Source organism: Kitasatospora sp. NPDC001603 (assembly GCF_040298365.1).
In the GTDB taxonomy this organism is placed as follows: Bacteria; Actinomycetota; Actinomycetes; order Streptomycetales; family Streptomycetaceae; genus Kitasatospora.
The window spans coordinates 18,891-36,617 of record NZ_JBEPAA010000045.1 but is presented as its reverse complement, the minus strand read 5'-3'; the positions used below and the strand labels follow the sequence as shown (position 1 = coordinate 36,617).

The 17,727-nt window shown below is 74.8% G+C and carries 20 protein-coding genes; 15 read left to right on the top strand and 5 right to left on the bottom strand.

All coding sequences use genetic code 11. The features are described from left to right. Positions 1 to 472: 472 nt before the first annotated feature. From ABT263_RS25605 to ABT263_RS25575, 7 genes are all read left to right on the top strand, one after another. Positions 473 to 766 (top strand): MoaD/ThiS family protein, encoded by a 294-nt coding sequence (locus ABT263_RS25605; RefSeq protein ID WP_329489100.1) that lies wholly within the window; start codon positions 473 to 475, stop codon positions 764 to 766. Between the two features lie 5 nt (positions 767 to 771). Next, the gene (locus ABT263_RS25600; protein ID WP_352293674.1) at positions 772 to 2,313 is read left to right on the top strand and encodes a hypothetical protein; all 1,542 of its coding nucleotides are present in this window, start codon (positions 772 to 774) and stop codon (positions 2,311 to 2,313) included. 244 nt (positions 2,314 to 2,557) lie between these two features. Then, complete coding sequence (locus ABT263_RS25595; protein WP_352293671.1) at positions 2,558 to 3,274, top strand: LmeA family phospholipid-binding protein; 717 nt, start codon at positions 2,558 to 2,560, stop codon at positions 3,272 to 3,274. A 320-nt stretch (positions 3,275 to 3,594) separates the two neighbouring features. Then, complete coding sequence (locus ABT263_RS25590) at positions 3,595 to 3,675, top strand: Ms5788A family Cys-rich leader peptide (RefSeq protein ID WP_350517234.1); 81 nt, start codon at positions 3,595 to 3,597, stop codon at positions 3,673 to 3,675. A gap of 220 nt (positions 3,676 to 3,895) precedes the next feature. After that, positions 3,896 to 4,729 (top strand): sulfurtransferase, encoded by an 834-nt coding sequence (locus ABT263_RS25585; RefSeq protein WP_352293668.1) that lies wholly within the window; start codon positions 3,896 to 3,898, stop codon positions 4,727 to 4,729. A 40-nt stretch (positions 4,730 to 4,769) separates the two neighbouring features. Next, entirely contained in the window at positions 4,770 to 5,060 is a 291-nt protein-coding gene (locus tag ABT263_RS25580) for a DUF1416 domain-containing protein (RefSeq protein WP_093861460.1), read from the top strand. 148 nt (positions 5,061 to 5,208) lie between these two features. After that, a complete protein-coding gene (locus ABT263_RS25575; RefSeq protein WP_352293665.1) occupies positions 5,209 to 5,493 on the top strand; it encodes a DUF3099 domain-containing protein in 285 nt (94 codons plus the stop codon). Here the strand turns inward: ABT263_RS25575 and ABT263_RS25570 are convergent. Then, complete coding sequence (locus ABT263_RS25570) at positions 5,487 to 5,870, bottom strand: DsrE family protein (protein WP_352293662.1); 384 nt, start codon at positions 5,868 to 5,870, stop codon at positions 5,487 to 5,489. The two genes, ABT263_RS25575 and ABT263_RS25570, sit on opposite strands and share 7 nt — an antisense overlap. Before the next feature lie 288 nt (positions 5,871 to 6,158). Here ABT263_RS25570 and ABT263_RS25565 point away from each other — a divergent pair, with 288 nt between their 5' ends. The 3 genes from ABT263_RS25565 (at position 6,159) to ygfZ (ending at position 8,363) form a co-directional block, all read left to right on the top strand. Then, a complete protein-coding gene (locus ABT263_RS25565) occupies positions 6,159 to 6,761 on the top strand; it encodes a heme-binding beta-barrel domain-containing protein (protein ID WP_329489106.1) in 603 nt (200 codons plus the stop codon). 164 nt (positions 6,762 to 6,925) lie between these two features. Then, the gene (locus tag ABT263_RS25560) at positions 6,926 to 7,390 is read left to right on the top strand and encodes a Fur family transcriptional regulator (RefSeq protein ID WP_329489107.1); all 465 of its coding nucleotides are present in this window, start codon (positions 6,926 to 6,928) and stop codon (positions 7,388 to 7,390) included. 10 nt (positions 7,391 to 7,400) lie between these two features. After that, positions 7,401 to 8,363 (top strand): CAF17-like 4Fe-4S cluster assembly/insertion protein YgfZ, encoded by a 963-nt coding sequence (gene ygfZ / locus ABT263_RS25555; protein WP_329489108.1) that lies wholly within the window; start codon positions 7,401 to 7,403, stop codon positions 8,361 to 8,363. A gap of 24 nt (positions 8,364 to 8,387) precedes the next feature. Here ygfZ and dtd read toward each other — a convergent pair whose 3' ends face one another. Beyond that, positions 8,388 to 8,837, bottom strand: coding sequence for a D-aminoacyl-tRNA deacylase (dtd, locus tag ABT263_RS25550; protein WP_352293659.1), 450 nt, complete (start codon positions 8,835 to 8,837; stop codon positions 8,388 to 8,390). Positions 8,838 to 9,314: 477 nt separating this feature from the next. On the opposite strand from dtd, the gene ABT263_RS25545 reads away from it, so the two are divergent. From ABT263_RS25545 to ABT263_RS25535, 3 genes are all read left to right on the top strand, one after another. Further along, entirely contained in the window at positions 9,315 to 9,935 is a 621-nt protein-coding gene (locus tag ABT263_RS25545; RefSeq protein WP_352293656.1) for an RsiG family protein, read from the top strand. A gap of 76 nt (positions 9,936 to 10,011) precedes the next feature. Beyond that, complete coding sequence (locus tag ABT263_RS25540; protein ID WP_352293653.1) at positions 10,012 to 10,971, top strand: asparaginase; 960 nt, start codon at positions 10,012 to 10,014, stop codon at positions 10,969 to 10,971. Positions 10,972 to 11,113: 142 nt separating this feature from the next. Beyond that, complete coding sequence (locus tag ABT263_RS25535) at positions 11,114 to 11,329, top strand: dodecin (RefSeq protein WP_329489112.1); 216 nt, start codon at positions 11,114 to 11,116, stop codon at positions 11,327 to 11,329. A gap of 100 nt (positions 11,330 to 11,429) precedes the next feature. Here the strand turns inward: ABT263_RS25535 and ABT263_RS25530 are convergent, their stop codons facing one another. From ABT263_RS25530 to ABT263_RS25520, 3 genes are read right to left on the bottom strand one after another with little or no spacing between them, the layout of a single operon-like run. Beyond that, positions 11,430 to 12,251, bottom strand: coding sequence for a heme ABC transporter ATP-binding protein (locus ABT263_RS25530; protein WP_352293649.1), 822 nt, complete (start codon positions 12,249 to 12,251; stop codon positions 11,430 to 11,432). Beyond that, positions 12,248 to 13,315, bottom strand: a complete 1,068-nt coding sequence (locus ABT263_RS25525; RefSeq protein WP_352293646.1) for a FecCD family ABC transporter permease — start codon at positions 13,313 to 13,315, stop codon at positions 12,248 to 12,250. Before ABT263_RS25525 ends, ABT263_RS25530 begins: the two co-directional genes overlap by 4 nt. Beyond that, positions 13,312 to 14,343 carry a heme/hemin ABC transporter substrate-binding protein gene (locus tag ABT263_RS25520; RefSeq protein WP_502885863.1) on the bottom strand — a complete coding sequence of 344 codons (1,032 nt, stop codon included), beginning with the start codon at positions 14,341 to 14,343 and terminating at the stop codon, positions 13,312 to 13,314. The genes ABT263_RS25525 and ABT263_RS25520 overlap by 4 nt, the downstream gene beginning before the upstream one ends. Before the next feature lie 155 nt (positions 14,344 to 14,498). Here ABT263_RS25520 and ABT263_RS25515 point away from each other — a divergent pair, with 155 nt between their 5' ends. Together ABT263_RS25515 and ABT263_RS25510 are read left to right on the top strand one after the other, a co-directional pair. Beyond that, positions 14,499 to 16,010 carry an HtaA domain-containing protein gene (locus ABT263_RS25515; protein ID WP_352293643.1) on the top strand — a complete coding sequence of 504 codons (1,512 nt, stop codon included), beginning with the start codon at positions 14,499 to 14,501 and terminating at the stop codon, positions 16,008 to 16,010. Positions 16,011 to 16,050: 40 nt separating this feature from the next. Then, positions 16,051 to 17,718 (top strand): HtaA domain-containing protein, encoded by a 1,668-nt coding sequence (locus ABT263_RS25510; protein WP_352293640.1) that lies wholly within the window; start codon positions 16,051 to 16,053, stop codon positions 17,716 to 17,718. Positions 17,719 to 17,727 lie beyond the last annotated feature (9 nt).

Sequence of the window (17,727 nt, the reverse complement as noted above, 5' to 3'; positions counted from 1 at the left end):
TTCCGGTCTGTCCCGTACCGGGCGGCGGCCCGGAGCCGGGATCCGACACCCCGTCCTGGTCCCGGTACGTCGTTGTGCCGGGAATGGCGGGGCGGTTCCTGCTCCGCGCCGGGGGTGGACCGACGAATCGCAAGAACGTCCGTACTGGCGTCCTGAAAGCACGAAAGGATCCGGGGGCGACTCTGCCCGGATCCCTCAGGGGTCGAGGATAGCCGACCTGCTCTCTCGCCGGGAGGGCTCGAAAGCGGCCGTTCGGCCTTTTCGGGCACGCCGGGGGTGAGCCTGACCACAGCGTCGTGCGGGCGCCGGCACCCGCACGGCCAGGGCGATTGCCGGTCGGGTCGGCGGACACGCCATCATGGGACGCGTATCGGCGGCACCGTGCGCGTACCTCTTTCGAGTGGTGTTCGGCCGCCGGTGGGGACCCGCCCGGGGCACCGGGCCCGGGCGAGGACGACGAGAAGGGGTTGCCATGGGCGCGACCACCGAACCAGCGGGCGCCGCTCGGGTGAGCGGGACGATCCGCTACTGGGCGGCGGCGAAGTCGGAGGCCGGGCTGGCCGAGGAGCCGTACGAGGCGGCGACCCTGGCGGAGGCGCTCGCGGCGGCCAGGACGCGGCACGCCGACCGGCCGAAGCTCGTCCGGTTGCTCGGACACTGCTCCTACCTGGTCGACGGCTCTCCCGTCGGCGGCCGTGACCACGCGACGGTGTCCCTCACCGAGGGCGGCACGGTCGAGGTGCTCCCGCCGTTCGCGGGAGGGTGAGCGGCGTGACGGACCCGAACAACGTGAACGGCGGCCCGCAGGGGACCGGCCCGGGCGGCTGGCAGCAGCAGCCGCAGCAGCCGCCGCATCCGCAGGCGCAGTCCCAGCACCCGTACGCCCCCCAGCAGGGGTACGCGCCGGAGCCGCAGGAGCAGGTGGCCCGGCCGTACGCCCCTGCTCCCGCTCCCGCCGCGGGCCGGGCACCGGGGCAGCCGGAGCACCCGGGGAGCCGGCCGCCGGCCGGTGCTCCCGGGCAGCCGCCGCCGTACGGCGGCGGCCCCGCGCAGCAGCCGCCCCAGCGGCCGTACGGGCAGCAGCAGCCCCCGCAGCCCCCGCCGTACGGACAGCCCCGGCCTCCGCAGCAGCCGTACGGGCAGCAGCGTCCGCAGGCCCGGCCGGGCGGTCAGCAGCAGGCCGGACCGCAGCAGGCCGGACCGACGTACGGGCAGCAGCCGCAGCCGTACGGACAGCCGCCGCTCGGGCAGCAGCCGTACGGGCAGCAGCCGTACGCCCAGCCGCCCGTCGACGACGCGGCGACGGCCCTGCTCCCGCCCGTCCCGCCGATGGACGACGCGGCGACGACGCTGCTCCCACCGGTGGTGGTGTCGGGCACGATGCCGCCCGCGCCGGCCCCGGCCGCGAACCCGGCCCCCGCCCCGGCCCCGGCGCACGTCCTCGACTCGCCGACCATGACGCTCAAGCGCCCGACGGCCCCCGCCGACGGCCCCGGTGCCCCCACCGGCCGCCGCCGCGCCGGTGCCCCGCACGGCGCCGTGCCGGGTCGGCCAGGCACCGCCGCGCCCGGACCGGTGGCGCCCGGTTCCGCCGCGCCCGTCCGGACCGGTTCGCCGATCATCGACCCGGGCCTGCAGCCCGCCCTGATCACCGCCGGTGCGGCCGCGCTGCTGGCCGGGGGCGCGGCGATCGGGCAGCCGGCGCTGGCGCTGGTCGTCGCGCTGCTCCAGGTGCTGACCGCGGCCGGCTGGTTCCGGCTGAACGGCATGTGGCCTGCCCGTCAGGGCATCGCCCTCGCCGTGCTGGCCGGTCTCACCGCCGACGTGGCGGTGCTGCTGGCCGACTCGGACGGCGGGGCGGCAGCCGTCGTCGGCACCCTGGGCGGGTTCTTCCTGCTGGTCCTGGTGCTCCAGACGTTCCGCCCCTCGGACCCGAAGGAGCGGTTCTACGCGCTCACGGTGCTCGGTTCGGCCAGCGTGGTGACGGTGCTCTGCACCGCGCTGCTGCTGGCGGACTGGGTGCCGGCGGCGGTCGGCGCGGTCGCGCTGGCCACCGTGCTGGCCGCGGCGCCGCTGCCCGGTCCGAAGCAGCTGGGCCCGGTGCTCGGACTGCTGGCGGCCGTGGTGTTCGGCCTGGTCGTCGGCGCCCCGTTGGCGCTGGGCGTGCTGGCGGGTCTGGGCGCCCTGGTCGGCCGCCGGGTGGCCGGGTACGACTTCCCGTCCCGCTTCGTGCACATGACGGCGGGCGTGGCCCTGCCGCTGGCGGTGGCCTCGCCGCTGGTCTGGCTCGCCACCCGGCTGCTGGCGGGCTGAGGTCCGGCGGCACGCCCCGCGACGCCCGGCTCCGGAACCATGGTCCGGAGCCGGGCGTCGTACGGTCGTGCGAGCGCGGCCGTCGCGGCGGCCGGGCGGGCGGGGCGCTCGCGGGCCCGGTGGCGCCGACCGGACCGACGAGTAGGACCGGACCGACCGGTAGGACGAGACCGACCGGTAAGACGAGATCGACGAAGAGAACGACGCGTACGACGACAGCGGCGGGCGACGACGGGGGAGAGCGATGCGCGGTTGGCTGAAGGCGACGATCGGCCTGGTGGTCCTTTCCGGCCTGCTGGTGGGCGCGGACCGGATCGCCGTGGGCCTGGCCGAGGACGAGGTCGCCGAGCAACTGGTGAAGAGCGGCCGGATGAGCCATCGGCCGGACGTGTCGATCGGCGACGTCCCGTTCCTCACCGATCTGCTGTCGAAGAGGGTGGACGACCTCCGGATCTCGGCCGACGGGCTGACCGTCGGTGACGGCACCCGCCAGGTGGCGCTGCACTCCTTCGAGGCCCGGCTGTCCGGCGTCGCGGTGAGCGACAGCCTGCGCAGCGCCACGGTGGCCAAGGGCAGCGGCAGCGGCCTGATCTCCTACGCCGACCTCGCCCAGCTGCTGCCGCCCGCCGCCGAGATGGTGCCCGCCGCCGGGAAGCTGCCGGTGGCCCCCAACGCCCGGCTGAGCCTGTCGTACGGCGGGCCGGGCAGGATCAAGGCGGCGCTGGGCCCGCTCGCGGTCGGCGAGGGTTCGGTGCACAGCCAGGGCAACACCGTCACGACGGACGGGTTCCAGCTCAGCGGGGTGGCCGCGATGGTGGCGGGCCTGACCAACCAGAAGGTCGATCCGGTCAGTTTCACCCTCGACCAGCTCCCGGCCGGGCTGAAGCTGTCCGGGGTGACCCCGAAGGAGGAGGGCCTCCAGCTGTCCTTCCAGGGCGACGGCGTGACCCTGATCGGCTGACGCCGGCCGCAGCGCCGGCCCGCACCGCCTGCCGCACCGCCTGCCGCACCGCCTGCCGCGCCACCGGCCCGCACCGCCGTACCCCGTACCGCCGTACCCCGCACTCCTCGCCCCTGTTCCGCTCCGCGAGACGCGCTGTCCAGCGCCGACCGTGGAGCGGTGTGCTTCCCGCCCCCGGCCGTCCCCCGGGGAGGCCCCGAACGGCGGCTGGCCGGTTCCCGCCCACCATGAGAAGGTCAAATCTCGTTATCTGAGCCATCTGGTCTCAGTATTCGATACGCTGGTGACAGCGGGTGCCCCGTGTCCCTAGCATCGTCGGCATGAAGCGACAGACGGACCTCACGAAGCGGCGGGCGGTAGACCTGTGCCGCGTGGCCGCCTGTCTGTGTCGAATGCGCTAACTCGGCGTCTTTGCAGGGCATTTCCCGCCCGCCGCCGATTCTCCCGGTGATCTGGCCCGGTACCCCGTACCGGCCGTTCCCGCTGCACACCGCAGACCACCGCTCGGAACAGTGCGCCTCCCTGGTTCGTCCCATTATTCGGACATGAATTCGGAACGGCCGCCGACGAGCACCCGCAGCAGCACCTTCCGCAAACCGCCCTCGGATGGAGAACACCACCATGAGCCGCAGCGACGTCCTGGTCGACGCCGACTGGGTCCAGGCCCGCCTGGACGACCCGAAGGTTGTCATCGTCGAGGTCGACGAGGACACCTCCGCCTACGACAAGAACCACATCCGCAACGCCGTCCGGATCGACTGGAAGAGCGACCTCCAGGACCCGGTCCGCCGCGACTTCATCGACCAGGCCGGCTTCGAGGCGCTGCTGAGCGCCAAGGGCATCGCCAACGACGACATCGTGGTGCTCTACGGCGGCAACAACAACTGGTTCGCCTCGTACGCCTACTGGTACTTCAAGCTGTACGGCCACGGCGATGTCCGCCTGCTGGACGGCGGCCGCAAGAAGTGGGAGCTGGACTCCCGCGACCTGGTCGCCGAGGTGCCGGCCCGCCCCGCGACCGAGTACAAGGCGCAGGCCGTCGACTCCTCGATCCGTGCCTTCCGCGACGACGTGATCGCCGCCATCGGCACCCTCAACCTGGTCGACGTCCGCTCGCCCGACGAGTTCTCCGGCAAGCTGCTCGCCCCGGCCCACCTCCCGCAGGAGCAGTCGCAGCGCCCCGGCCACGTGCCGAGCGCCCGCAACATCCCGTGGGCCAAGAACGCCAACGACGACGGCACCTTCAAGAGCGACGACGAGCTGAAGGCCCTGTACGAGGCCGAGGGCATCGACCTGGCCAAGGACACCATCGCCTACTGCCGCATCGGCGAGCGCTCCGCGCTCACCTGGTTCGTGCTGCACGAGCTGCTCGGCCAGGAGAACGTGAAGAACTACGACGGCTCCTGGACCGAGTACGGCAGCCTCGTCGGCGTGCCGATCGAGCTCGGCAACTGAACCGCCGGCTCCACCCGTAAGGCTGAAGGGAAGACAAGACATGTGCGGTGCGAAGGCCGGTGGGCCGGACCTGGCAGGAGTTGACGTGGCGAACGAGACGATCATCCAGGGTTCCGTGACCCGAGACGGCGAGCCGGTGAACGGCTACGTCCGGCTGCTCGACGAGGGCGGCGAGTTCACGGCCGAGGTGCCCACCTCGGCGACCGGCCAGTTCCGGTTCTTCGCCCGCCCGGGCAAGTGGACGCTGCGCGCGCTCGTCCCGGGGCAGACCGTGGACCGTCAGGTGGTCGCCTCCCAGGGCAACCTGACCGAGGTCGCCATCGCCGTCTGAGCGCTCCGACCCCGCTCCGAGCGCCCCGCGTGCGCTTCGCACGCCGAGCGCTCCGGGTGACCGAGTGCGCCGGATCCGGCCCGAAACGGCCGGATCCGATCCCGAGGGCCCCTGCTTCCGCAGGGGCCCTCGGTCGTACGGTGGAAGCGTGCAGGGGAGCCGGCGGCATCGCTACTACTTCGCCATGATGGGCGTCTGCCTGGGGCTGTTCGTCCTGGCCTGGGGCGTGGTCCGGTTCTGGTCCGTCCCGGCCGCGATCGGCATGTGCGTGGTCGCGATGGTGATCCCGCCCGCCGCCGCGGTGTTCGCGAACAAGCGGGACCCCGAGGACGACTGGTGGAACGACCCGCGCTGGGAGGACCCGAAGTGGGACGACCCCGGTCACGACCGGGACCACCCGGACCACGAGGAGCGGCGGGGGCCGGATCAGTAGACGAGGGCCTGCACGCCGTCCGCCATGATCTCGCTGACGAAGACCTGCGCGCCCGCGATCCGGACGCCCTCGGCGGTGTCCTTCTGCTCGATCCCGCGTCGGGCCGCGCACTGGGTGCAGAGGGTGACGGTGCCGGCCGCCAGGATCGACTCCAGCAGGTCCGGGAGCGGCGCCGCGTGCGGCAGCTCGAACTCCGCCGCCCGCCCCGGCAGGGCGAACCAGGACGACTCGCCGGTCAGCCAGAGCGAGACCTCGATCCCGCTGGCGACGGCCACCGCCGCCACCGTGAAGGCCTGCGAGCAGCGCTCCGGCGCGTCCGCACCGGCGGTGACCTTGATGACGAGCTTCTTCGAGTCGGACTTCGTATCGGAGGACATGCCGCCACCCTAGATCCCGGCGAAATGCCGACGTGGTGGGGCTCACCGAGACCCGTCGTCACCCGGCGGATAGAGTGAGCGCCAGCAAAATCCACCACACTGTCGCCGCCCTGGGAGCCCCCCGTGTCCGGTCTGGAAATCTTCTTCGACGGTCTGCTGGCCCTCATGGCCGTGCTGATCACCTGGTTCGCCATCTTCTCGGTGATGAAGCTGTACCAGGGCCAGCGCTGAGTCCGGCTGCCGTACGGTTGAAGCTGCCCCACATCGTCGACGACAGCGACCAGGAACATGATCGAGATCCCCTCTGACCTCCACAAGGACGTCGTCCCGCTCGCCTTCCTCCTCGGCACCTGGGAGGGCGCGGGCGTCTACGCGCCGCTGCCCGGCGAGGAGGCCGCCGGTGCGGAGAAGTGCAACTTCGGCCAGGAGATCGTCTTCCGGCACGACGGCCGGCCGTTCCTGGAGTTCCGCTCCCGCACCTGGGTGCTGGACAGCGAGGGCGAGAAGGTCCGCCCGCTGGAGAACGAGCACGCGTTCTGGCGCGTGACCAGCAACCAGCACGGCACCAGCGGTGCCCGCGGGATCGAGATCTCCTCCGTCCGGGACGACGGCGCCGTCGAGATCTGGTACGGCGAGCTGGCCGACGGCAAGCCCCAGATCGACGTCTCCACCGACGCGGTGGCCCGGATCGAGGGCTCGCCGGAGTACTCGGGCGGCAAGCGTCTCTTCGGCTTCGTCAACGAGGAGCTGCTCTGGGTCGGCGAGAAGGCCGCCCCGAACGTGCCGCTGCGCCCGTACATGTCGGCGCAGCTGAAGAAGGTGCTCAGCCCGGCCCAGCTGATCAAGGACATCAACGACCTGCCGGACGACGGCATCGCCTTCTTCCGCTGAGCACGGCGCACCGCTGAGCACGGCGCACCGCTGAGCACAGCGCACCGCAGGGCACAGCGCACCGCCGGGCACAGCCCACAGCCCACGGCGCACGAGGTAGGGACCGGCTGACGGCCGGTCCCTACACTTGCATCAGGACCCCCGACCTTGGCAGGGACAGCACCGTGGCGGACACCGGCACCACAGACTGGCAGCTCTCCGGCGACTGGAAGGCCGATCTGCGTCAGCGCGGCTACCGCCTCACGCCCCAGCGCCAGCTCGTCCTGGAGGCGGTCGACGTGCTCGACCACGCGACCCCGGACGACATCCTCGGGCACGTCCGCCGGACGGCCAGCGGCATCAACATCTCCACCGTCTACCGGACCCTGGAGCTGCTGGAGGAGCTCGGCCTGGTGTCGCACGCGCACCTCGGCCACGGCGCTCCGACGTACCACCTGGCGGGCCGTCACCACCACCTGCACCTGGTCTGCCGGGACTGCGAGAAGGTCACCGAGACCGGTACCGAGATCGCCCGGCCGCTGATCGAGAGCCTGCGCGAGCAGCACGGCTTCGACACCGACCTCAAGCATTTCGCCATCTTCGGCCGCTGCGCCGACTGCACCGCCAAGCTCGCCGAGGACCGGCCGTAAGCTGGCCGGTATGAAGAGCCCGCTGCTTGCGCTGCCCGGTGCCGTCCCCGCCGAGGGAACCGACGAGGGCGTGGCCGCCCACTACGGCGACATCTTCCGCGAGCAACGCAACCTCGCGCGGGGCAGCGGCTTCGTCGACCTCTCGCACCGCGGCGTGATCACCGTGACCGGCGACGACCGGCTGGCCTGGCTGCACCTGCTGCTCACCCAGCACGTCAGCGAGCTGCCCGTGCAGCAGGCCACCGAGGCGCTGGTGCTCTCCCCGAACGGACACGTCGAGCACGCCCTGTACCTGGTCGACGACGGCACCACCACCTGGGCGCACGTCGAGCCGGGCACGGCGCAGGCGCTGCTCGGCTACCTGGAGAGCATGAAGTTCTTCTACCGGGTCGAGGTCGCCGACGCGACCGCCGACTACGCGGTGGTCCACCTGCCGGCCGGTTCCACCGCCGCGGCGGACGGCGCGGCGGCGGTCCGCGAGCTGGCCTACGGGCGGGACCTCTTCCTGCCGCGTGCCGAGCTGGCGGCGCTGACCGGGGGCTACGGCCCGGCGGCCGGGATCTGGGCGTACGAGGCGCTGCGGATCGAGGGCCACCGGCCGCGGCTCGGCTTCGAGACCGACCACCGGACCATCCCGCACGAGGTGGACTGGCTGACGACCGCCGTCCACCTGCAGAAGGGCTGCTACCGCGGCCAGGAGACGGTCGCCCGGGTGCACAACCTGGGCCGGCCGCCGCGCCGGCTGGTCTTCCTGCACCTGGACGGCACCGAGGAGACGCTGCCCCCGCACGGTACCGAGGTGCGGCTCGCCTCGGACCCGGACGGCCGGGCACTGGGCTTCGTGACGTCCTCGGCGCGCCACCACGAGCTGGGGCCGATCGCGCTGGCGATCGTCAAGCGGAACGTCCCGGTGGACGCGGTGCTGCTGGCCGGGACGGTGCCGGGGACGCAGGACGTGATCGTCCCGCAGTAGCCGGGCCGGTCGGCCCCGGTCCGGTCAGACCTCGACCAGGACGGTGAACGGGCCGTCGTTCACCAGTGCGACCCGCATGTCCGCGCCGAAGCGGCCGGTCTCGACCTTGGCGCCCAGGGCGCGCAGCTGGGCGACCACCTCGTCCACCAGCGGCTCGGCGACCGGGCCGGGGGCGGCGGCGTTCCAGGTGGGGCGGCGGCCCTTGCGGGCGTCCCCGTAGAGGGTGAACTGGCTGATCACCAGGAGCGGCGCGCCCAGGTCCGAGCAGGACTGCTCGACCCCGTCGGCCCGGGCCCCGTCCGGCTCCAGCAGTCGTAGCGTCCAGAGCTTGCGGGCCAGTTGGGCCGCCTTGGCGGGGGTGTCCTCGTGGGTGACGCCGACCAGGACGCAGAGCCCCGGTCCCTCGATCGCGCCGACGGTCTCGCCGGCCACCGTCACCCTGGCCTCGGTCACTCGCTGCACCACTGCTCGCATGCGGCCATTGTGCCGGAGCGGGCGGCGCGTTCCGGCGGCCCCCTGGGGGCGTGCGGCAGGCCCGTACGCGCCGGGTGGTGCGCGCCTGCGCGCCAGGGGACGCCGCTCTCGCTGCGAAAAGCCCCGGTCATATCAGCCACCCCCGTTCGCCAGGGGGCCGTTCGGGTGCACGGGCGGTGCACCGGCGGTGGGCGGGGTGGCACGCTGGGGCGGTACGAGGGTCCGGGGCGCCAGAGGTCCGCCGCGCCGGGTCCGTTCGGCCGGGTGGTCGAGTCGGTAGGTCAGGCGTTCTGGTGGTGTCGCCCCGTGGGGTGGCATCGGCGGGGGCGGGAACCTTTCGGGGGCGATCGCGCGTGCCATCGGACGGGTGTGCGCGGCGGGTACGCGCGACGGCCCGCCCGGGGGACGGGTCGGACCGGCGGCAGGCGACGGGGTGCCGCGAGCGGGCGGGATCGGACGACGGCAGGTGGTTGGTTGATGGACGCGAGCAGCACGGCACGGGGCCGGTCCGGGCAGACGCCCGAGGGGCCGGAGCCGGTGGGGGGCTCCTCCGGCCCGGCAGCGGGTACGGAGGGTGAGCCCGATCTGGGGCGGTTGCGCCTGGAGCAGCTGCGCACCCTGCGCCGGGAGACCCTGGAGCAGGAGGCGGACCTCTCCTATCTGCGGCGCCTGCTGCACGGTCGGATGGACATCCTGCGGGCCGAGCTCGACCGTCGGCCGGGCGCGCTCCTGGTGGCGGCCGGGGGTGAGAGCCCGGCGGGCGGCGCGCTGCTGGACCGGCTGCCGGCCATCCTCACCGATGCCCCGTCGACGGTCCGCCGCTCCGCCCGGCACGTCACCCTGGGGCCGCCCCGCGGCCAGCAGTCCCAGCTGGAGGCGGACGCCCTGATGGGCGATGTCCAGCTGGCCGACCTGGCCGCGCACCCGCCCGAGGAGCTGCTGGCCGCGCTGGACCGGCTGCGCGCGCACGAGCGCGAGGTGTCCGGCCGGCGGCAGCTGCTGCTGCGGACGGCGGACGGCTGCAGTGCCGAGATCACCCGCAGGTACCGTGATGGGGAAGCGCGGGTCGACGACCTGCTCGCGGGCGGCCCGCTCTGACCGGGTGAGGTGTCCGGGGCGGGTGCGTGCGGTCCGGCTCGCCCCCGGCCCACCCTCACCCCGGAAGGCTTCCGCCATGTCCCACTCCGTCGCCCTGCCCGTGCTCGCCGAGGTCATACGCTCCGGCTTCACCGAGGGCCGGCACCACGGATCGCTGGTCCTGCTCGCCGCCGACGGCTCGGTGGACTTCGCGCTGGGCGACCCCGACGCCCCGGTCTTCCCGCGTTCGTGCGCCAAGCCGTTCCAGGCGGTGGCCACCCTGCGGGCGGGCCTGGCGATCGAGGGCGAGCTGCTGGCGCTGGCCGCCTCCAGCCACTCCGCGGAATCGTTTCACCTGGACGGCGTACGGCGGATCCTGGGTGACGCGGGGCTGGACGAGTCCGCCCTGCGGACCCCGGCCGACCTGCCGCTCGACGAGACCGAGGCCGAGCTGCACCTGCGGTCCGGCGGCGGGCGCGCACCGATCCTGATGGACTGCTCCGGCAAGCACGCCGGCTGGCTGGCCGCCTGCGTCGCCAACGACTGGCCGACCGAGAGCTACCTCGACCCGGCGCACCCCCTCCAGGTGCTGGCCCGCGAGGCCATGGCGGAGGCCACCGGCGAGCCGGCGGCGCACGCCGGGGTGGACGGCTGCGGCGCCCCGCTGCTGGCCGTCAGCCTGACCGGCCTGGCCCGCGGCTACCGGGCGCTGCTGGGCGCCGAGCCGGGGACGCCGCAGCGCCGGGTGGCCGACGCCATGCGCGCCCACCCCGAGTACGTGGCCGGCACCCGTCGGGCCGACACCTGGCTGATGCGGGCGGTGCCGGGCGCGCTGTCCAAGATGGGGGCCGAGGCCGTGCAGGCGGTGGCGCTGCCGGACGGCCGGGCTCTCGCCTTCAAGATCGACGACGGTGCCGAGCGGGCCCGCGGGCCGGTCCTGGCGGCCGCGCTGCGCCGGCTCGGGGTGACCACGGCGGACGGCACGGTGGAGCGGATCGCGGCCGCGCCGCTGCTCGGCGGCGGGGTGCCGGTGGGCGGGATCCGGGCGGCCTTCTAGGCCCGCGCCCGGGTTCCCCGGCACGGGCGGCGCCGCGCTCCCGAGGACGGGGCCGGGGCCCGCCCGGCGGGCGCCGGAGTGCGGACCGGCCGGTGGCGGTGCACGGTGGACGGGGGCCGTCGCACAGGTGAGGGAGTCCGTCATGAGCGAGCACGTCTACCGGGTGACCGAGATCGTCGGGTCTTCGACCGAGAGCATCGACGCCGCCATCCGCAACGGGGTGGAGCGGGCCTCCCGGACGCTGCGCAACCTCGACTGGTTCGAGGTGACGCAGGTCCGGGGGCACCTGGCGGAGGGCCGGATCCAGCACTACCAGGTCGGTCTGAAGGTCGGTTTCCGGCTCGACGACGACGCCTGACCGGGGCCCGGCGCGCGCCGGGCCCCGGTGCGCAGGGGTCGGCCGTGTCCAGCGGTCGCCGGAGTTCGGCGCCCGCCCGTGCCCGGCGCCCGTCCCCAGCTCAGCGGTCGCGCTCGGGCAGGACCAGCGGGACGCCCGTGCGCGGGTGCGCCAGCACCTCCACCGGGTGCCCGTAGACCTCGCTGAGCAGCGGCGCGCGCAGCACCTCGGCCACCGGGCCGTCGGCGATCGTCGCACCGGCGGTCAGCAGCACCACCCGGTCCGCGTAGGCCGCCGCCAGCGACAGGTCGTGCAGCACGACGACCACACCGTCCCCGGCGGCGGCCCGCGCCCGGGCGACCCGCAGCACCAGCTCCTGGTGACGCAGGTCGAGGGCGGCGGTGGGCTCGTCGAGCAGCAGCAGCGCGGTCCGCTGGGCCAGCACCCGGGCCAGCGCCACCCGGGCCCGCTCGCCGCCGGAGAGCGCGGTGAACGGCCGCCCGGCGAAGGCGGTGGACTCGGTCGCGGCCATCGCCCCGGCGACCACCGCGGCGTCCTCCGCGGCGGCCGCCGTGCCGGCCCAGGGGGCCCGGCCCATCCGGACCACCTCGTCGGCGGGGAACGGGAAGGACAGGGCGGCCGACTGCGGCAGCAGCGCGCGGTGCCGGGCGAGTTCGGCCGGCCGGTAGCCGGCCAGCGGGCGGTCGAGCAGCCGGACGGTGCCGGCGGTCGGCGCGAGGTCGCCGGCCAGTACGGAGAGCAGGGTGGACTTGCCGGCGCCGTTCGGCCCGAGCAGGGCGACCACCTCGCCGGCCGTCACCCGGACGTCCGCGCCGGCCAGCAGCTCGCGCCCGCCGACCGTCAGCCGGACGCCCTCGGCGGCGAGCAGCTCGGTGCCCGGGGCGGGGCGTCCGGGTACCTCGGGCCGGGTCCGCAGCCTCATGCCCAGCCTCCCTGCTTGGTCCTGGTGCGGCGCAGCAGCCAGAAGAAGAACGGGCTGCCGATCAGTGCGGTGAGCACGCCGAGCGGCAGTTCGGCGGGCTTGGCCAGGGTGCGGGCGGCGAGGTCGCCGACGACCAGGACGAGCGCACCGCCGAGGGCGGAGGCGGGCAGCAGGAACCGGTGGCCCGGGCCGGCCAGCATCCGCAGCAGGTGCGGGACGACCAGGCCGACGAAGCTGATGATGCCGCTGACCGCGACGGCGGCGGCGGTGAGCAGGGCGACCAGGGTGATCAGTACCAGGCGCATCCGCTCGACGTCCACGCCGAGGTGGCGGGCCGGCCGTTCGCCGAGCGCCAGCAGGTCCAACTGCCGTGCGTAGCGCGGGGCGAGGGCCAGGCCGACGAGTGCGAACGGCAGCACCGCCAGCACCTTGCCCCAGGTGGCCTGGGAGAGCGAGCCGAGCTGCCAGAACGTCACCTGGCTGATCGCGGCGGAGTCGGCGGTGAACAGGAAGAGGCCGATCAGCGCTCCGCAGAAGGCGTTCACCGCGACACCGGTGAGGATCAGCGTGACCACCTCGGTGCGGCCGCCGGAGCGGGACATCGCGTACACCGCGAAGACCGTCAGCAGGCCGGTGGCGAAGGCGAAGGCGGTGACGGTCCAGTTGCCGAAGGCGTCGAGGCCGAGCACGATGCAGCCGACCGCGCCCACCGCGCCGCCGGAGGAGACGCCGATCACGGCGGGCTCGGCCAGCGGGTTGCCGAACACGCCCTGCATCAGCGCGCCCGCGCAGCCGAGCGAGCCGCCGACCAGCAGGGCGAGCACCACCCGGGGGAGGCGGACGTTCCAGAGCACCGACTCCGGGACGCGGTCGAGCGGGTGGCCGCCGAGGCCGAGCCGGTGGCCGAAGGAGGCGAGGATGTCGCCGAGCGGGATGCGGTAGGCGCCGATGCCGGCCGCGAGCAGGGCGCAGAGCACCAGGGCGGCGGCCAGACCGGCGGTGATCACGGCGGTGCGCCGGGGTCCGGGCAGTGCGAGGGCCTTCTTCCGTACGGCGGTGCTCACTTGGCGGCCGCCGGGTAGAGCTGGTCGGCGATCTCGCGGAGCACCTGCGGGGTGCGCGGGCCGTAGCTGAGCAGCTGGCCGTCCTCGATCGAGACGATCCGGCGGTCCAGCCCGGCCGGGGTCTGGGCGACGCCGGGCAGCTTCAGCAGGCCGTCGACGCCGCCGACCGACTCCAGGCCCTTGCTCATCACCAGGATCGCGTCGGGGGCGGCCTTGACCAGGGCCTCGCTGGTGAGCGGGGTGAAGTCGCCGGTGAGCCCGGCGCCCTGGCCGGCGTCCGCGCCGCCGACGGCCTCGATCAGCGAGCCGGCGCCGGAGTCCGGGCCGCCGAGGAGGAAGACGGAGGCGCTGCCGCGCAGGTAGAGGAAGGCGACCTTGGGGTGCCGGCCGGCGGTGGGCAGCCCGGCCTTCGCCTCGGTGATCCGCTGCTCGGTGCGCTCCTTGAGCTGCCGTCCGGCGTCCGGGACGCCGAGGCCGGCGGCGACGGCGTCGATCCGGGGGCCGACGTCGGCGAGCTTCTTGGCGTCGTCGAGGACGATCAGCGGGACGCCCGCCGCGCGGATCTGCGCGATCGCCTCGGCCGGGCCGGTGGAGCGGTCGGCGAGGACGACGGTCGGGTGCAGCGAGAGCACGCCCTCGGCGGAGACATCGTGCGCCTGCGTGATCACCGGGAGCGCGGCGGCCTGCTGGAAGGTGGTGGAGACGTCCCGGGCGACCACCCTGGGGCCGAGGCCGAGGCTGAACACGATCTCGGCGAGGCTCCCGTTGAGCGGGATGATCCGCTCGGCGCTGGTCACCGTGACCTGGCGGCCGTCGGCGGAGGCGGCGGTGGCCGGGAGCCGGGGAGCGGGCGTCTCGGCCAGTGGCTCCACGGTGTCCGGGGCGCGGGTGGCGGCGGCCCGGCCGGGCGCTCCGGTGGCGCCGGCGCCCGATCCGCAGGCGGTCAGCCCGAGCAGCATGCCGAGGGCCACCAGCAGCAGGAGGGGGCCGCGGGTCACCCGGGGTCGGATCGTGCTGCTGCTCAACATGCTTCCCTTCGCTGGGAGTTGTCGTCGCCATCGGCGGCGGGCCGGGGAGGTCGGCGGGACTCTTGACTCATATATTAGGTTAGCCTTACCTGAGTTTCGCAAGGGGGTCGGCGCCGCGCCGACCCCTCCCCAGTCGTGCCGAGGAGTGATCCGCCGTGCCTCTGCCCAGACGGCTCCGTCGCCTGGCCGCCACCCTGGTGGCCACCCTCGCCGCCCTCCTGACGGTGGCGCTGCTGCCGGTCCAGGCCGGGGCGGCGGAGGGTCGGGTGTCCGGCGGCCGACTGGACTGGGGGATCCGGCAGTCCTTCCTGACCTACGTCACCGGCCCGATCGCCAAGGGGAGTTGGGCGCTCACCGGGGGCGCCGCCACGGTCGGCGGGAGCACCTTCCGGTTCCACTCGGCCACCGGCGCGTACGACCCGGCCACCGGCGCGCTGAGCGCCGCGTTCTCCGGCGGGGTCCGGTTCACCGGGCACCAGGAGAACGGCGTCGACGCGCTCGACCTGAGCATCGGCCGGCTCACCTTCCGGGCCGCCGCCGGCGGTGGCGCCGGGCTGTACGCGGACGTCAGCAGCAAGTCCAAGGAGACCGGCCGGGTCAGCAGCGTGAGCCAGGCCAAGCTCGCCGACCTCTCGCTGGCCGGGGTCGACCTGCGCGGCGCCGCCGGCACCCTGACGCTCGGCAACGTGCCCGCGACGCTGACCGATGCCGGAGCGAAGGCCTTCGGCAACTTCTACACCGCCGGGACGGCGCTGGACCCGGTCAACCTCTCGGTCAACCTGCCGGCGGCCCAGCCGACCCCGGCGGCCCCGTCGCCGTCCGCGCCGGCCGCCGCCCCGACCACCGACCGGCCGACCGCGTCGCCGGAACAGCCGACGGCCGCCCCGGCGTCGACGCCCCCGTCGGCGGCCGCCCCCGCGGCTCCGGCCCGGACGGAGTTCGCGAACGGCGCCCTCGACTGGGGGGTGCGCCGGACCTTCCGCGACTACGTCACCGGCGCGATCGCCCAGGGCCGCTGGGAGCTCGCCGGCGGCGCGGCGGACGGCGGCGCGTTCTTCCGCTGGACCCCCGCCAAGGGCGGGTACGACCCGGCGGCCGGCACCCTCACCGCCGCCTTCTCCGGCAGCGTCCGCTTCACCGGCCTGCGGAGCGGCGACGGCTACGGGCTCGACCTCACCCTCGCCAACCCGGGAGTGACGGTGGCCGACGGTCGGGGCCGGCTGGTCGCGGACGTCTCCGGCCGTACGCCGGACGGCGGTTCGCAGGCGCTGACCGGGGTCGAGCTGGCCGCCTTCGATCCGGCCGGGCTCACGTCCGAGGCGGGCCTGCTGAAGGCCGCCGAACTCCCGCTCAAGCTCACCGAGGCGGGCGCCAAGGCCTTCGGCACGCTCTACCCGGCGGGTACCGAGATGGACCCGCTGAGCTTCGCCGTCGCCCTCGACCCGGCCGCCGCGCTCCCCCCGCTGCCCGACATCGGCAGCGCCCCGCCGGCCGCGCCGGGCCCCGCCGCCACCACGGCCTCCGCCGCCCCCGTCGCCGCGTCCTCCTCCTCGGGCGGCGTCCCGGCGGTGGCGGTGGCCGGCGGCGCCCTGGTGGTCGCACTGGGCGCGACCGCCGCGGTGCTCGCCCGGCGCCGGCGCCGTGCCAGCCCCGCCGACGCGGCCTGACGTCGGTTCCCGTCCCCCGCCCACCGAACGGAGTCCCACCATGTCCCGCAGTTCCGCCATGCCCGCAGGCCGCCGCAACCGCACCCGGCTGGCCGCCCTCGCCGCCGCCACCGCGGGCCTCGGCCTGACCGCCTTCGGGGCTCCCGCCCTGGCCTTCGGCGCCGGCGGGCCCGGCAGCGTCACGTACGACACCGGCGCGCTGGACTGGGGGGTCAAGGGCAGCTTCCGCGGCTACGTCACCGGCCCGGTCGGCGGGGGCAGCGTGGAGCTGACCGGCGGCGCCACCACCAACGCCGACGGCAGCTTCCACTTCGGCCTGGCGAGCGCGTCCTACGACCTCACCACCCACGCGCTCACCTCGGCCTTCAGCGGCGGCGTCCGGTTCACCGCCCACCACGGCGCGCTGGACGTCGGTCTGAGCGATCTGAAGATCTCCACCTCGGGGACGACCGGCACGCTCACCGCCGACACCGCCTCCAAGGAGTCGATGGGTGCCACCGAGGTCACCCGCCGGGACGACGTGCCGCTGGTGACGTTCACGGTCGGCCGGGACACCACCACGGGCGTGCCGACGGCGGCCGCGCTCACCGAGCAGGGTGCCAAGGCGTTCGCCGGCTTCTACCAGGCCGGGACCGCGATGGACCCGCTGGCGCTGCTGCTGAAGCAGAGCCCGGCCACGCCGTCGCCGACCGCCACGGCGACCGTCGCGCCCTCGGCCTCGCCGTCCGCCTCGCAGTCCCCGTCCGCCACGGGGTCGCCGTCCGCGACCGGTTCGCCCTCCGCCACCCGGTCGCCGAGCGCCACCGGTTCGGCGTCGGCCTCGCAGTCCCCGAGCGCCTCGGGTTCGCCGTCCGCCTCGGGCTCGCCCTCCGCGAGCGGTTCGCCGTCCGTCTCGAAGTCGCCGAGCGCCCCGGGCTCGCCGTCGGCCACCGCCGCCCTGAACGGCGAACTCGCCATCGTGAACGCCACCCTGGACTGGTCGGTCAAGGAGAGCTTCCGCAAGTACCTGACGACGATGGCCAACGGCAGGGTGGAGTTCGGCGGCGGCGCCGCGGACTACCGCTTCGGCGGCGGCACCGGCAGCTACGACACCGCGACCCACGCGGTGTCGGCCGGTTTCAACGGCTCGGTCCGCTTCCTCGGCCACCCGGAGGGCGGCGGCTACCAGCTGGACACCACCCTCGCCGGGTTCGGCCTGAAGATCGACAAGGACGGCGCCTACCTGACCGCCGACGTCAACGCGAAGTCCCGGGACGGGAGGGGCGACACCGCGCTCACCGGCGTCCGGATCGCCAGGCTGGACCTCTCCGGGGCGAGCTTCGCCCCGGTCAACGGCGTGGTGACGCTCTCCGGGGTGCCGGCCACGCTGACCGCCGAGGGCGTGCCCGCGTTCGGCAGCTACCCGGCCGGCGAGGCCCTCGACCCGGTCACCGTCGCGCTGTCCTTCGACAAGGGTGCCCAGCTGCCCACCGGCCCGGCGGCCGGTGCCGGCACGGGCGCGGGGACGGGTACGGGGGCGGGCAGCGGCTCAGGCGGCGCCGCGGGGAGCGGTGTGGGCGCCTCGCTGACCACCGGTGGCGGCGCCTCGCTGGCCTCCACCGGCGCGGACACCCCGGTGGTGCCGCTGCTGGCCACCGCGGCCGGTCTGCTGCTGCTCGGTGGCAGCGCCACGGTGCTGGTCCGCCGCCGGACCGCCGCGCAGGCCTGATCCGGCACC